Here is a 14,731-nt window from a genome sequence, read left to right on the forward strand (position 1 = left end):
TCACTGCAGTACGACGATGCGGTCGTCCCCATCGCGCGGAGCGCCTCGACCGTCGGTGTTGTTCGTCATCGCCCACAGCTCGCCCGACGGCGCGATCACGACATCGCGCACCCGCCCGAGCGCACCCGCCTCGTGCAGGTTCGACGCCGTCAGATCGTCAAGCGGCACTTCACGTATCGACTCACCGCGCAGGTTCGCGATCCACACGCTCCCGGAGTGCACCGCGATACCGCTCGGGCTCGCCTCGGCAGGCTGCCACTGCTGCACGGGATCGACGAATTCCGGGTCTTCCGCTGCACCCTCCACCTCCGGCCACCCGTAGTTCGCACCGGGCTCGATGACGTTGAGCTCATCCCAGGTGTTCTGCCCGAATTCCGAAGCCAGCATGGTGCCGTCCGGCGCCCACGCGATTCCCTGCGGATTTCGGTGCCCAAGACTCCACACCGGCGACTCCGGGTACGGGTTGTCGTCGGGACTGGCGCCGTCGGGCTCCATGCGAAGAATCTTGCCGGCGAGCGAGTCGGGATCCTGCGCAGCTTCGGGTGCTCCCGCATCGCCGGTTGTCGCGTACAGCATGCCGTCTGGCCCGAACGCGAGGCGACCGCCATTGTGGTTGCCCGCCGCCGGAATGCCATCGAGCACGACCTCAGGATCACCGAGCGCGACACCGTCTTCACCCTCGAGCAGTGCGAAGCGCAGAATGCGGTTCTCGTCATCCATCGTGGCGTACGCGTACAGTGCGCGTTCGTTCGCTGCGAGCCCGAGCAGGCCGCCCTCGCCGCCCTGGCGCAGCCCCGTGATCGTCACGAGCTCGGTCATCGCTCCGTCAGCGTCGATCGAGACGATTCTGCCGCTGTCGCGTTCGCTCACGATCGGCGTCGCTCCAACGAACGCGATCGACCACGGCGCATCGAGGCCCGCCACGATCGACTGCTGACTCGGCGGCGATCCCTCTGGCGCATCACTTTGAGCGTCGGTGCACCCGGCGAGCAGCGCAATTGCGACGCACACGGCGGCGAGCGCGGTCCGGCGGTGCATCAGCATTACGGCCTCGGCGCTAGGCCAGCGCGGCGCTGATGTGCCCGGCCAGCTTCTGCGCTGCCTTCTTGTTCTTCGCGCCGTCGAGCAGCGCGGTCGGGCGCCCGGGCATGTTGGCCATGTAGATCGCCACGCGCGTCCCCGCTCCCGAAGGGGTGATCTCGATCCCGGTCGCGATTTCCCAGCTCAGCAGCGTCTTCTTCGTAATGACCGCGAGCGCCAGCTGATCGTCGCTCACCCCTGCCAGCGTGTGGCCGAGATCGTTGACCAGCTGCTGCACCGCCGCACTCACCTGCAATGGATCCGCGGCCAGGTCGATCTCGGCTCCGGCGGACGAGTCCACGAAATCGAACGATGGGGCGAGCGCGGCACCGTACTGATCGACGAACCGGGAATTGAGGATCTTGTCGAAGAATGCCATGCGCTCAGCCTACGTTCGCGGCCGCAGCCGCGCCAGGCCGTAACATTGACCCAATGACCGAACCCTCGACCGGGCAGATGACCGACCCTACGCATGGCGGCATCGACCCCGGCGAACTCGAGATCGCGCTCCGCGTCATCGGCACCGTGCACGAGCTTCCGGCCGACCACCCCGACTTCCTCGCTGTGCGGCGCGCCACCTCCACGATGTTCAAATCGGTGAAGGATCAGCGGCGGCGCCAGAATCGCGAGACCATTGCCGCCGCCGACCGCGCTGTGATCGCCGCGACGGCCACGGGCGCTCCCGACCGCATCGACGACGAGACGCGCGGTCTCCCGCTCACATCAGGCACCGAGGCACCGATCGCGGGCGAGCTGATCAAGCCGCGCAACTGCTACATCTGCAAGCAGCCCTACACCCGCGTCGATGCGTTCTACCACCAGCTCTGCCCCGAGTGCGCACGCTTCAGCCACGCGAAGCGCACCGCGAGCGCTGACCTCTCTGGCAAGCGCGCGCTGCTCACCGGCGGGCGCGCGAAGATCGGCATGCACATCGCGCTGCGCCTCCTGCGGGACGGCGCCCACACGACCATCACCACGCGCTTCCCCCGCGATGCCGCGCGCAGGTTCGCCTCGCTCCCCGATGCCGCCGAATGGTTGCACCGGTTGAAGATCGTCGGCATCGATTTGCGCGACCCGGCTCAGGTCATCGCGCTCGCCGACGCTGTCGCCGCGCAAGGGCCCCTCGACATCCTCATCAACAATGCGGCTCAGACGGTGCGGCGATCACCGGGCTCATACTCTCTGCTCGCCGACGCCGAGTCGCAACCGATGCCGCACGGGCCGCTTCCCGAGATGCAGGTGCTCGGAAAGTCGGCTCAGCTGCACCCGCGCGCGCTCGAGGCCTCGGTAGGTGCAGGCGTGCACGCTGCCGAGGGTCCGAGCGATCTCGTGGGTACGATCGCGGAGGGGCTCTCGCAGCGGCTCACCGGAGACGAACTCAGCACGCTTGCGATGGCGGCGGGCGCGTCCTCCCTCACCAAGCACGCTGACGGGTCAGCCATCGACGCGGGCGGTCTCGTGCCCGACGTCAGCCACGTCAACAGCTGGGTGCAGCACGTGCAGCAGGTCGATCCGCTCGAAATGCTCGAGGTGCAGCTCTGCAACACGACCGCGCCGTTCCTGCTGATCAGCCGATTGCGCGCCTCCATGGTCGCGGCAGCAGCCCGCCGCACGTACGTGGTGAACGTCTCGGCGATGGAGGGGCAGTTCTCACGGCGGTACAAGGGACCGGGTCACCCGCACACCAACATGGCGAAAGCCGCGCTCAATATGCTCACACGTACGAGCGCCGAGGAGATGTTCGAGACCGATGGCATCCTCATGACCGCGGTCGACACCGGGTGGATCACCGACGAGCGCCCGCACTTCACAAAGGTGCGCCTCGCCGAGGAGGGCTTTCATGCCCCCCTCGACCTGGTCGATGGAGCAGCGCGCGTCTACGATCCGATCGTGCGCGGCGAATCGGGCGAGGATCTCTACGGCGTCTTCTTGAAGGACTACGCGCCGAGTCCGTGGTGAGGCGGCGCGGGACTCTGGTCGACGTGCAGCGCTACTCGGTCTCGGGATCCGGAATCTCGTCGGGCTTGTAGTTCGGCAGACGCGACGCGGGCAGGGCGGCCACGGCACTGATGCCGGCGAGGATCAGGAAGCCGAGCTTCAGCGTGCGCAGGCGCTGATCCTCGTTCACCGCGACCGCCGCGTCGATCTGCTCGGGCGTCGCGGTTGTCGATTCCAGCACGCCGCGCAGCTCATCGTTGCCGACGAAGTTGACCGAGTCGAGGTCCACCTGCTCGACGAGCTCTGCCGGAAGCTCCGGGTGATCCTCGACTGCCTGCGTCACCCCCGTCGTGAGCAGTGTCACCAGCACCGCACCCATCACCGCAGTGCCCACCGCCGATGCTAGATTCTGCGTCGTGCCGCGCACGGACCCGACATCACCCGCCAGCTCTTTCGGCACCGACGTGACGAGCACGTTGAACACGAGCGTGACGAGCGCGCCCTGGCCGATCCCGAAGACGATGAGGCCGAGAATCGTCGGAATCGTCTCCCAGTTGTTCGTGACGACGAAGGCGAGCCACACGAGGGCGACGGTGGTCAGCGCAAAGGAGAACAACGCGATCGTGCGCGGTGTGAACCGGGTGTAGAAGCGCACGATGAGGGTCGCCGTGATGAACACCGTCAAGTTGAAGGGCATCATCGCGAGCGAGGTGTCGAACGGCGTTCGCCCCTGCACCACCTGGATGTAGGTCGGCAGCGTGAAGTTCACCGCCGCCTCCATGAGCACGATGATGAACATCGCGTAGATCGCGGCGCGCTCTTCGGGCCGGTCGAGCACGCTGAGGTCGACGAGCGGCGTCTTTCCCTGGCGGGTGCGACGCCTCGTCCACATGAAGAACAGCTGCCCGAAGACCACGCCCAGCACGACGAGCACGGGCGCCGGTGAGAGCCCGAGAACCGAGAACGGCGCCGTGTCGCGCGCCGCCAGCACGCCCCACCCGTTGAGGTTGTTGAAACCGAGCGTCAGCATGACGATCGCCGCACCGATCAGCACCGAGGCGATGAGGTCGATGCGCACGGCGCGGTTGCCGCGGTCGGAGCGCAGACCGAAACTCAGGGCGAACACGGCGACGGCCAGAGCCAGCGTGATCAGGAACACCGGGCGCCAGCCGACCAGCGTTCCAAGGGTGCCGCCGATCAGGAAGGCGCTGACCCCCGAGAACGCGCGGGCAGAGCCCAGCGACCCCACCGCGGTCGCCTGCTGGTCGCCGCGGTAGTTCTCGGCGATGAGCGCCACGAGCGATGGCACGATGATCGCGGCCGAGGCGCCGGCGAGCACCTGACCGGCGATCGCCCACTCGATGGATGGCGCGAAGATCATGAGTAGCGAAGAACCGGCGAAAGTGACGATCACGATGCGGAAGATCAGTACCCATCCGACCCGCTGGCCCAGCTTCGCGCCCGTCATTACCAGCGCAGCGACGGCAAGACCGTAGACGACGATCGTGGTGCTCGCCGTGGTCGGGGGAACACCGAAGTCTTCGACGAACCCGCCCAGGGAGATCGGGAGTGCGGCGACGTTGAATGACATCAGCACCTGGGCGAGGAAGAGCCCGATCATCGGCGTCCACGAGCGGCGCTCGTCGACCGCCGCGCCGTTCTTCAGCTGCTGCGAATTGCTCATCCTGCGGTCTCCATTCGTGACACCCCGCTCGCGAAAAGGTTGAGGCCGAGCGCGCGAGAGAGGAACGCGCACGCCCGCTGCCCCCGCACGCTGTTGCCCGCCGGGTCGAGCGGCGGCGAGAACGAGCCGAGCGCGCCCTTTCCCGGCGAGATCGCGACGATGCCGCCGGAGACCCCCGATTTCGCCGGGAGGCCGATCTCGAAGAGCCACTCGCCCGATCGCTCGTACATGCCGCACGAGGCGAGCACGGTGAGGGTATCCCGCGTGACTTCCTCCGCCACCACGCGCACGCCCGTGATCGGATTCACTCCGCCGTCGGCGAGGGTGGCGCCCATCACCGCGAGGTCATGAGCGGTCACCACCAACGCGCACTGGCGCGTGTACATGTCGACGATGGCGGCGGGGTCCCGCTCGAGCCGCCCGTACCCTTCGAGGAGCCGCGCGATCGCCCGGTTCCGCGTATTCGTCCGCATCTCCGACTCGTAGACCTCGGTGTCGACGGCGAGCTCCCGCCCGGCGAAGCGCGAGAGTCCGCTCCGGATCGCCTCCCACCGCGCATCGTACGACGCTGCTGGCATCATCGCCGTGGTCGCAATCGCTCCGGCGTTGACCATGGGGTTCATCGGGCTGCCCAAATTCAATTCGAGCGCCATCACCGAATTGAACGGGAGGCCGGTGTTATTCACACCGACGCGCTCGTGCACCGCATGGTGGCCGATCTCCTCGCAGACCAGCGCGAAGACGAACGCCTTCGAGATCGACTGGATGGTGAAGGTGTCGGTTGCATCCCCGGCTTCGTGAGTCGCACCGTCGACACCGATGAGTGACAACCCGAACCGATCAGGGTTCGCCCGCGCGAGCACCGGAATATAGTCGGCGACGACGCCGTCGTGGGTGGCCGCGTATCGCTCGTGCGCCTCGTGCAGGAGCTCGGCGACGCGCCCTGTCCCCGGAAGCGATCCGGTGGATGCGCGCTGGGGCACCCCCTCCATGTCGACTTCGAACATCGAACTCCTCTGGTCGAGCCCCCTGCCCCCAGTAAACTCCGGAGGGTCGATCACCGCAAGCGTGACTTCGCCCGGTTTGGCGGTGCTGTTCACTGCAGTACTGGGGCTCTACTCAGTCGAGGTCGCGAAGCCTCACGCGCTGCAGTTTGCCGGTCGTGGTCGTCGGCAGCCGCTCGGTGAACCGGATCTGCCGCGGATACTTGTACGCAGACATGCGCTCGCGCGTCCACGCCATCAGATCCACTTCCGTGAGCACCGCGCCCGGCTCCAGCACCACGTACGCGCGAACGCTCTCGCCCCGCTTCGGGTCCGGGTAGCCGACCACCGCGGCCTCCCGCACCGCCTCGTGCCGCACGAGCATGCCTTCGACCTCCTCTGGATAGACCGAGTACCCGTTGCTCTTGATCATGTCTTGATTGCGGCTCTCGAACAGCAGGTAGCCGTCTCTATCCATCCGCCCCACGTCTCCGGTGCGGTACCACCCGTCGAACATCGCCGCTGCCGTGGCGTCGGGGCGGTTGCGGTATCCGAGGAAGACACTCGGCGACTTGATGAGAATCTCGCCCGGCTGACCTTGCGGCATCGAACGCGCGGGATCCTCGGGGTCGGTTTCTCCTATGGCTGGTCCGTCATCGGCGTCGGCGTCGTCTACATCTTCTACACGTTCTACGGGGGGATGCGAGCGGTCACCCTCACCGACTTCGTGCAGGGGCTGCTCATGATCTCGGTCGTCGTGCTGTGCGGTGGCTTCGCACTGGGCGCCAACAGCGGTGCAGCGACACTCTACGACCTCGCCATCACGCTCCGACCGCAGTGGGAGGGAACGGAGGCCTTCCCGCTCGCCTCCTACATCGGAGCCTTCGTGATCTGGGCAACTGTCAATGCCGTGCTGCCGCACACCGTGATGCGCATCTTCGCGGCCAAGAACGAGCGTCAGGGTCGAGCTTCGCTCGCGATCGGTCTCGGACTCTACGTGCTGACCGCCGTGGTGACCACAGTGTTTGTTGTTGCAGCCGTGGTCGTGCTGCAGGGCGGCGAGGATCTGGAAGCGCCAGACTCCACCTTCCTCATCTTCCTGGCGCAGCAGACACCCACCTGGCTGGCCGGGCTGGCGTTCGCGGGCATCTTCGCGGCGGTCATGTCGTCGGTCAGTGCGATGCTGCTGGCACTCGGCGGAGCCTTCGCGTACGACCAGGCACACCTCGATGATGTCGCAGACCTGCGCGCAGACCCACGAGTAACGATCTCTGGTGTGGGAGCTGCGGGCTCCGGAATGAGTGCTGAGGATGTTGTGGAAGGATACGTCGAACCAACTGCAGTGGACAAGTTGGTCAGAGACTACGTCTTGAAGGAGCGTCGGGACGGAAACGTGCGATTCCGTATCGGACAGGTTCGCCAGATAGGGAAAGCCGCGATCGCAGCCGAACTGGCCGACTGGGGTCGCGTCCGTGAGCTGCGAGAAGCCGACCGCCTCATCCGCGAGCTACTGTCCAAGGTGCCCTGAAGCACCCCGATTTGGCTGCTCACATCCCCGAACATACGTGCACCACAATGACGACTGCAGCGACCTCACTCCTCCCTGGCCATCAGACTGTGCGAGCTACGACAGCCCAGTGTTGCTTCCTTAGGATCGGTGGTGGGAGTGCCCGCGATGCGACATTGCATTGCTGATTGTTTTGCAGCATCCAATGCCGTAGTGCTCAAGCATGACCGGGAACTATCGATCGAACGTGGTGATACCGTCCACGGCTGGAACCTGCACCCACGCACCTGAATCCGCGCTCCGCACCGACGCATCCACCAGTTCGGACGCAGACCAGCCGTCAGCGACAGACGGTGCCAACTGCTCATTCTCGATCACGGATCGAATGAACAACGCCGCTTCGATCGTCTTGAGGTCGTTGAACCCGATTCCCGGGCCGGCATTGGGCTGGAATCGCCCGAACTCACCGAAACTGGTATCCGTCAGTACGGTCTGGTACCCGCGAAGATCCCTCGCCACCTCGAGCTGGTTCATACGCTCGAAGTTCCACCGCAGCGATCCCTGCGTACCGTAGACCTCCAAGATGTACTCCGCGTGCGGTCCGATGGCCACACGAGTTGATTCGAAGTACCCCACAGCGCCGTTCTCGAATCTGGCGAGCGCCGCGGCGAAGTCCTCGTTCTCGACGTCGCGCAGCGTCGTCGAGGCCTCTCCTTTCGCAAAACTATTCGCGGACGTGCCTGCCGGGAGTGGACGCTGAGTGATGAATGTCTCCGTGAGCGCGCTGATGGATGCGACCCGACCGACCACGAACTGTGCGAGGTCGAAGCCGTGTGAGAGTACGTCACCCAGCACTCCTGTCCCAGCACGCTCCTTCTCGTATCTCCACGTAAACACCTGCTGAGGATCGGAGGCGTAGCTCGTGATCAAACGCATCTGCACGTTTGTGATCGTTCCCAGCTCGCCGCTCCTCACCAGTCGGCGGGCTTCCGCCACCGCGGGCGCGTGGCGGTAGTTGAATCCGACCGCGGTGATAAGTCCAGCCTTGGCGGCACCTTGCGCGATTTCACGGGACTGCGTAGCGCTGATCCCCATCGGCTTCTCAATCCAGAACGGCTTCCCCGCTGCGATCGCCGCCAGCGCGATCTGATGGTGCAAGAAGTTCGGAGCGCAGATCGAGACCACATCCACGTCGGGATGCGCGAGCAGTTCATGGTAATCCGCGGTGGTCTCGCGAAACCCGAGGGCACCTTCGGCATGCTGTCTGCCCGACGCGTCAGGATCAGCCGCGATCACGAGTTCAGGGTGCCGCTCGAGCTCAGGAAAGAACTGCCGGGTCGCTAGGTACGCCCGCGCATGCAGACGCCCCATCCAACCAACTGAGATCAGCCCGACTCCGATTTGCCCGCTGTTCGCCATGTCGACTCCTTCGTCATCAAGTTTCATGATGCGGCGTTCTTGCAACGACGCTTGCGCCAGGCTACGACCACTCCGACCCTGCCAGGCTGTCTCAATCTGGAACAGGTTCTCGTGCCTTCAACTTGCTGTACTAAAGAGCAATCGGCGACGCAATGCTGACAATGGAGTTCGAACGCAGTGTCGATCTCTCCACAGCATTCGTCTTCTCACCTACATCGAGAAGGAAAGAACTCAGCATGGAAGAATCATCCCTGGCCGATCTCAGGAGTGCGCGTTGGTTCGCAGCACATGATCTCACGGGCTTCGTGCACCGTACTGCTATTCAGGCCGAAGGTTTCTCAAGCTTTGCGATTAAAGACCGCCCCGTCATCGGAATCGCCAACTCATGGTCTGAACTCGTCAATTGCAACATTCACTTCAAACTGCTGGCGGACGCAGTGAAGCGAGGAGTGCTAATGGCTGGCGGGTTGCCACTCGAGTTCCCCACCATTTCGCTGGGCGAAAGCCTCATGAAGCCATCGGCAATGCAGTTCCGCAACCTGATGGCTATGGACGTGGAGGAATCGATCCGCTCATACCCGCTGGACGCGGTCGTATTGCTCGGAGGTTGCGACAAGACCGTGCCCGCACAGCTTATGGGTGCGGCGAGCGCAGATATCCCCGCGATCATGCTGACTGGGGGGCCACAAGAACCGGCAGTCTTTCGAGGCAAACAGCTGGGGGTAGGCACCGATACTTGGAAGTATGCCGACGAGCTCCGGGCTGGCCGCATGACGCAAGCCGACTTTGACGAGCTTGAGGCCTCGGCAAAACCCACCGCGGGTCACTGCAGTGAGATGGGCACCGCTTCGACAATGACCTCGATCACGGAGGCTCTTGGCATGTGTCTGCCCTCCACTGCGGCAATTCCTGCAGTCCACGCACGGCGAGCTCAAGCGGCGGAAGCCACTGGACGTCGAGCTGTTGAAATGGCCCTCACCGGCGGCCCGAAGCCGAGCGAGATCCTGACCCCCGATGCATTCGACAATGCCATCACTCTACTCATGGCGGTTGGAGGGTCGACCAACGCTGTCATCCACTTGCTCGCCCTCGCTCGTCGTGTCGGGTACGAGCTCGACCTTGACAGGTTCCACCAGATTTCTGAGCGCACTCCCCGCATCGTGAACGTTCGACCGTCAGGCGAATATCTCGTGCAACAACTATTCAATGCGGGCGGGATCGGTGCCGTACTCAAGGAGCTATCCCCGCTCCTCAAGGGCAATGCGATTACGGTCACAGGCGATACCCTCGAGGCAGGGTTCGCGAACTCGCCCGAGCCCGATGGTGATGTCATCTCAAAGCTCGAGACGCCGTTTGATGCCTCCGGTGGCATCGCTGTCGTGCGCGGCTCGTTGGCTCCGAAGGGTGCCGTCATTAAGCGCAGTGCGGCGAGCCCTGAGCTGCTCACCCATCGAGGGCCAGCTGTCGTGTTCGACGACATCTTTGATCTTGGCAGGCGCGTGGACGACCCCAACCTCGACATCACCGAGGATTCTGTACTTGTGCTGCGCAATTGCGGCCCGGTAGGCGCACCCGGCATGCCTGAGTGGGGGATGCTCCCCATTCCCGAGAAGCTTCTCAAGCGAGGAATCCGCGATGTGGTGCGGATTTCCGATGCCAGAATGAGCGGGACGGCCTTTGGCACCACCATCCTGCATATTTCCCCAGAAGCCGCAGCAGGCGGCCCGCTCGCTGTCGTTCAAGACGGCGACACCATTGTGTTGGATGTCTCAACACAACGCCTAGATCTCGACATTCCATCCGAAGAACTCGAACGCCGGCTCGCAGAACTGGAATTGCCCGAGCGCAAATACACTCGCGGATATGGGCGACTCTTTCTCGATCATGTGACGCAAGCGGATGAAGGGTGCGACTTCGATTTCCTCCAGGCTGTGCCCGGAGAGGAGCCTCAGCGCATGCCCTATGGCCTTCTGAGTGGCTGGCAGGGCGGCTGGTAGCGGAGCGCTCGGAGGAGCGGTCCGCCTTTTTCACTCCGTTCGGGAGGGAAAAGGGGGACCGCAACACCGTGTGCCACAGCCCGGGATGCCCCTGAGACTGTTCCGAGCAAACGCAGGACTCGGAAACATCGAGCTCCGCGAGGGTCACGACCGTGTCGTCTGCTTCTCGGGCAGTGGGGATAGAGATATGCAGAAGGTATCCAACTAGCGCGTTCTCTTCAGAGAATCGCGCTCAGAGGGGCAGTGAATCAACCAACCTCTTGAGCGTATGGCTCAATCGAGTTGAAGCTGCGCTCCCCTCTGCGAGCACCTCAAGATGATCGATCGGGCCGCTCAACCCAGCTGCAGCATTCGTCACCAGCGAGATGCCGAGCACTTCAATGCCGAGCGAACGCGCCGTGATCGCCTCCAGCACCGTCGACATCCCGACGAGTTGACCCCCGAGCATGCTGAGGGCTCGGATCTCCGCAGGGGTTTCAAAATGCGGGCCCGGCAATTGCACATACACGCCCTCCTGCAAGCCGGGCACGACTCGCTTCGCGAGGGCACGCAATCGTGCGGAATAAAGATCGGTGAGATCTACGAAATCCGATCCGATGAGGGGTGACGCTGCGGTCATGTTCATATGGTCACTGATCAATACGGCGTCTCCCACCGCGAATGCCGGATCGATGCCACCGGCTCCGTTGGTCAACACCGCAGTGCGGACTCCGGTTGCGGCCGCCGTGCGCATACCGTGCGCCACGGCGTTGACGCCGCGGCCTTCGTAGAGGTGCGCTCGTGCCCCGATGACCAACGCATGGGCACCGCCCTTCAGTCGTATCGAGTGGAGTAGTCCGGAGTGCCCCGGGATAGCGGCGCCGGAAAATCCCGGAATCTCAGTCGCAGGAATTGCGGTCACGGTCTCGCCGAGCGACGCGGCGCCCTCGCGCCAACCGCTCCCTAGCGTGAGCACAACATCATGGCAATCGACACCCGAACGGTGGGCAATCACGTCCGCAGCGAGTCGCGCCTGGCGATCTACGTCACGTCGAGCCTCATGGCTGTTCATCCGTCGTCCCTTTCGGAAGCCCGTCGGGTGTTCGGGCAGGATCAAGAGTGAGTGCCAGATGCTGCCCCGAAAGGTCAGGGTCTATCTGAGAGACCTGCATGGTGCAGCTGAACCCGTCGGTCAGGATCAGGGCGTCGTTCGGAGCTTGGCTCAGTGCAGGAACGATCGAGTGCTCAGCGACCTGCATCGACATGTCAAAATGCTCGGATTCGAATCCGAAATTGCCCGCAACCCCGCAACATGAAGTCGACTCGACGATGCGTGGAACGCCCCACGCACCGAGCACCCGCCTCTGGGCACCCGACCCGAAGACCGCGTGCTCGTGGCAGTGGGTTTGCAGGACGGCAGCCGTCGGCGCCGGTGCGGTGGGGGTCCACCCGCGCTGCACCGCTTCGTCGACCGCGACCGAGAAAGACCGAACACGAGCAGCGACACGGTCCGCTGCGTCGCCGCCGATCATTTTGGGGCCTTCGTCGCGGATGGCCGCCGCGCAACTTGGCTCGAGCACCACGATGTCGCGATCGGTTCCGTCATCGAACTTGCGGATCAACCGTTCGAGGCGTCGGCGTGCTCCGTCACGTTGTCCTGTTGAAATCCAGGTGAGCCCGCAACAGGCGTCCGCGGTACACCCGACAGTGCGGCCGGTGTCTCCAAGCACCCGCGCGGCCGCCGGGATCGCCTCCGGGCGGAACGCCTTGGTGAAGCTGTCCGCAAAAATGAGGACGTCGCCGTTCGTGTCAAAGGCTGCATCGTCCAAATGTCGACGAATCTCGCCGCGAGATCTGAAGGCCGGGAGTTGGCGCCGGGCGCTCACTCCGAGCCAGTCGGCGATCCGTCGCAACACGCCAATACGCGCCCCAACATTGGCAATTCCCGAGACCCATCCGATCAGCGGAAGCCAACGCGGCAACCAACCAATTGAGTAGTGGGTGAACGGCCGAATGCGCCCACGGTAGTGCTCGTCGATGAGCTCAGATTTTGCCTCTGCGATATCAACACCCGTTGGGCAATCGCTTGAACATGCCTTGCAGGACAGACAGAGGTCGAGCGCTTCGCGGACCTCCGGAGACGACCACCCGTCGAGGCTGTTCTTGTTCGCTCGGGTGAGTTCCTGGAGCACGCGGGCACGACCCCGCGTGCTGTCCTTCTCGTCTTTCGTTGCACGATAGCTCGGACACATGAACCCGCCGCTGGTCGCGCGGCACCGGCCGACCCCGATGCATGCGTGAGCATTTCCAACGTATGGACTGGCCAGTGGCAGCTTCGTACGTGACTGAATCGACAACCCCATGGTGGCGGTCTCGGTGATGATTGCTGGCTCACCGAACGTCGGACCCGGAGCCGGTGTGTCGGCGAGCGCGAGCGAGTCGGTGAATGCATCAGGGTCGACGATGATTCCAGGATTCAACAGATTCGCGGGATCCCAAATCCGCTTAAACGCGGCGAACAACTCGAGGATCTCAGGCGAGTACATCACACGGAGCAATTCACTCCTCGCCCTTCCGTCGCCGTGCTCGCCCGAGAGCGATCCGCCATGGGCGACGACGAGCTCCGCGGCTTCACGTGTGAAGTCCTCGAAATCCCGCCGGCCGTGATCGCTGCGGAAGTCGTAATCCAGTCGCATGTGTACGCAGCCAGCCCCAAAGTGACCATACAAAAAGGCCGAATACTGGTACTTCTCGACGAGCGGCAGCAGTTCCGAGAGATAGGCAGCGAGGTGTTCCGGCGCCACCGCAGAATCTTCCCACCCCGGCCACGTCTGTACACCGTCGACCCGGCGGGACGAAAGTCCGGCGCCGTCTTCGCGCACACGCCAGAGCTTCGCTCGGGCGACCGGGTCCGTAACTACGGCGGCGTCAATCATCCGCCCATGAACCGTCAGCACGTTGAGCAGTTGCACACACTGTTCCCGGGCCGCCTCGACGCCTTCCGCGGAGAACTCCACCATCAAGAATGCTTCGCCACGGGGTAGCCCATCCACGCTCTCGGGGCCGCGACGATGCCGCATGATCTCAACGATTGATCGATCGAGGCCTTCGATCGCGGTGGGCTTGCTGGCGAGAATATCCATCACGTCATGTGCTGAGTCGATCGTGCTGCCGTAGCCGAGACACAGCAGCGCCGTCGTTTTCGGCCGAGGTACGAGCGCGACCCGAGCTCGTGTAATGACCGCGACCGTCCCCTCGCTTCCTGCGAGCGCTGCCGCGATATCGAAACCTTCCTCAGGCAGTAGGTGTCCAAGATGGTACCCCGACACTTGACGAGGAATCGTTTGTAGTTCGAGACGGAGGGCGGCGAGATTCGCTTGTGCCAGGTCGCGGATCTCCGTTTCTAGCTGGTCCGCACGCACGACCGACGGCACGTCTTGCGGATCCACCGCGACTATTCCGCCACGCGTCAAGCGGAGGTGCGCACCGTCGATCGTGACAACTTCAACCTCGCGAACGTGTTGTGTCATGCGTCCGTATGCCACAGAGTGGTTGCCGCACGCGTCATTTCCGATCGACCCACCGATGGTCGCGCGACTGAGTGACGAGGGATCCGGAGCGAACGTGAGTGCACCACCCGTTGCTTGTTCCACGAGCGTTCGAAGCTCGCCGAGCACTACTCCACTGTCGACCCACACTGCGCGCTCTTGAACATCGATCTCTCCGACATCAGTGAATTGGCGCGAGAGGTCGAGGATCAGACCGTGGCCGACGGCGTTGCCCGCCATGGAAGTTCCACCGCCACGGGTTGTCACTGGAAGACCGGAGGTACCCGCCGCGCGCAACACGGCCTGAATCTCATTAACAGTGCGCGGGAAAACAACAGCGCGCGGGCGAATCCGATAGTTCGATGCATCGAAAGAGTACTCCGAACGGCGGCGAGGAGCGTCGTCAACGTCAATGCCTCTCTCTCGCAGATCCGCACACACCTGCATTGCGTCCACAGTTGGAATCGTGAGATTCGACATGCTTGTACCCCAATCGCCGCCTACTCCCGCAGTGTATGCAGTGTGATGGGGCAGTGATCTGTGCCAAAAGTGGACGGGGCGCCGCTGCATGGTGCAGCGGCGCCCCGTCGGTCGAA

11 protein-coding genes are annotated in these 14,731 nt (G+C 63.9%); 3 read left to right on the top strand and 8 right to left on the bottom strand.

The genetic code is table 11. The features are described 5' to 3' along the window. Both AB0O71_RS13360 and AB0O71_RS13365 read right to left on the bottom strand, forming a co-directional pair. Entirely contained in the window at positions 1-1,044 is a 1,044-nt protein-coding gene (locus tag AB0O71_RS13360) for a PQQ-dependent sugar dehydrogenase (protein WP_363746096.1), read from the bottom strand. 13 nt (positions 1,045-1,057) lie between these two features. Further along, positions 1,058-1,459, bottom strand: coding sequence for a hypothetical protein (locus AB0O71_RS13365; RefSeq protein WP_363746098.1), 402 nt, complete (start codon positions 1,457-1,459; stop codon positions 1,058-1,060). A 53-nt stretch (positions 1,460-1,512) separates the two neighbouring features. Between AB0O71_RS13365 and AB0O71_RS13370 the strand changes: the two genes are divergently transcribed. Beyond that, on the top strand, positions 1,513-3,039 hold the full coding sequence (locus tag AB0O71_RS13370; protein WP_363746100.1) for an SDR family NAD(P)-dependent oxidoreductase: 1,527 nt from the start codon (positions 1,513-1,515) through the stop codon (positions 3,037-3,039). A 31-nt stretch (positions 3,040-3,070) separates the two neighbouring features. On the opposite strand, the gene AB0O71_RS13375 is transcribed toward AB0O71_RS13370, so the two are convergent. From AB0O71_RS13375 to AB0O71_RS13385, 3 genes are all read right to left on the bottom strand, one after another. After that, positions 3,071-4,702, bottom strand: a complete 1,632-nt coding sequence (locus AB0O71_RS13375; protein WP_363746101.1) for an MFS transporter — start codon at positions 4,700-4,702, stop codon at positions 3,071-3,073. Next, positions 4,699-5,709, bottom strand: coding sequence for a glutaminase A (gene glsA, locus AB0O71_RS13380; RefSeq protein WP_363746103.1), 1,011 nt, complete (start codon positions 5,707-5,709; stop codon positions 4,699-4,701). The genes AB0O71_RS13375 and glsA overlap by 4 nt, the downstream gene beginning before the upstream one ends. A gap of 112 nt (positions 5,710-5,821) precedes the next feature. Next, positions 5,822-6,292 (bottom strand): hypothetical protein, encoded by a 471-nt coding sequence (locus AB0O71_RS13385; protein ID WP_363746105.1) that lies wholly within the window; start codon positions 6,290-6,292, stop codon positions 5,822-5,824. On the opposite strand from AB0O71_RS13385, the gene AB0O71_RS13390 reads away from it, so the two are divergent. Then, positions 6,284-7,213: a hypothetical protein gene (locus AB0O71_RS13390; RefSeq protein ID WP_363746107.1), complete on the top strand. Its 930-nt coding sequence runs from the start codon at positions 6,284-6,286 to the stop codon at positions 7,211-7,213. The genes AB0O71_RS13385 and AB0O71_RS13390 overlap by 9 nt on opposite strands. 213 nt (positions 7,214-7,426) lie before the next feature. Here AB0O71_RS13390 and AB0O71_RS13395 read toward each other — a convergent pair whose 3' ends face one another. Beyond that, positions 7,427-8,611, bottom strand: coding sequence for a Gfo/Idh/MocA family oxidoreductase (locus AB0O71_RS13395; RefSeq protein WP_363746152.1), 1,185 nt, complete (start codon positions 8,609-8,611; stop codon positions 7,427-7,429). A gap of 161 nt (positions 8,612-8,772) precedes the next feature. On the opposite strand from AB0O71_RS13395, the gene AB0O71_RS13400 reads away from it, so the two are divergent. Then, positions 8,773-10,608, top strand: a complete 1,836-nt coding sequence (locus AB0O71_RS13400; RefSeq protein WP_363746109.1) for an IlvD/Edd family dehydratase — start codon at positions 8,773-8,775, stop codon at positions 10,606-10,608. 232 nt (positions 10,609-10,840) lie between these two features. Here AB0O71_RS13400 and AB0O71_RS13405 read toward each other — a convergent pair whose 3' ends face one another. Together AB0O71_RS13405 and AB0O71_RS13410 are read right to left on the bottom strand one after the other, a co-directional pair. Then, complete coding sequence (locus AB0O71_RS13405) at positions 10,841-11,659, bottom strand: purine-nucleoside phosphorylase (RefSeq protein WP_363746111.1); 819 nt, start codon at positions 11,657-11,659, stop codon at positions 10,841-10,843. Then, positions 11,646-14,705: an FAD-binding and (Fe-S)-binding domain-containing protein gene (locus AB0O71_RS13410; RefSeq protein WP_363746113.1), complete on the bottom strand. Its 3,060-nt coding sequence runs from the start codon at positions 14,703-14,705 to the stop codon at positions 11,646-11,648. The genes AB0O71_RS13405 and AB0O71_RS13410 overlap by 14 nt, the downstream gene beginning before the upstream one ends. Positions 14,706-14,731 lie beyond the last annotated feature (26 nt).

It is taken from the genome of Leucobacter sp. NPDC077196 (assembly GCF_040687075.1).
GTDB lineage: Bacteria > Actinomycetota > Actinomycetes > Actinomycetales > Microbacteriaceae > Leucobacter.

Coding starts and splice junctions, on each gene's coding strand:
- AB0O71_RS13370 (WP_363746100.1), top strand. CDS start 1,513: ATGACCGAACCCTCGACCGGGCAGATGACCGACCCTACGCATGGCGGC.
- AB0O71_RS13400 (WP_363746109.1), top strand. CDS start 8,773: ATGGAGTTCGAACGCAGTGTCGATCTCTCCACAGCATTCGTCTTCTCA.
- AB0O71_RS13405 (WP_363746111.1), bottom strand. CDS start 11,659: ATGAACAGCCATGAGGCTCGACGTGACGTAGATCGCCAGGCGCGACTC.
- AB0O71_RS13410 (WP_363746113.1), bottom strand. CDS start 14,705: ATGCAGCGGCGCCCCGTCCACTTTTGGCACAGATCACTGCCCCATCAC.
- glsA (WP_363746103.1), bottom strand. CDS start 5,709: ATGTTCGAAGTCGACATGGAGGGGGTGCCCCAGCGCGCATCCACCGGA.
- AB0O71_RS13395 (WP_363746152.1), bottom strand. CDS start 8,611: ATGGCGAACAGCGGGCAAATCGGAGTCGGGCTGATCTCAGTTGGTTGG.
- AB0O71_RS13385 (WP_363746105.1), bottom strand. CDS start 6,292: ATGCCGCAAGGTCAGCCGGGCGAGATTCTCATCAAGTCGCCGAGTGTC.
- AB0O71_RS13360 (WP_363746096.1), bottom strand. CDS start 1,044: ATGCTGATGCACCGCCGGACCGCGCTCGCCGCCGTGTGCGTCGCAATT.
- AB0O71_RS13365 (WP_363746098.1), bottom strand. CDS start 1,459: ATGGCATTCTTCGACAAGATCCTCAATTCCCGGTTCGTCGATCAGTAC.
- AB0O71_RS13375 (WP_363746101.1), bottom strand. CDS start 4,702: ATGAGCAATTCGCAGCAGCTGAAGAACGGCGCGGCGGTCGACGAGCGC.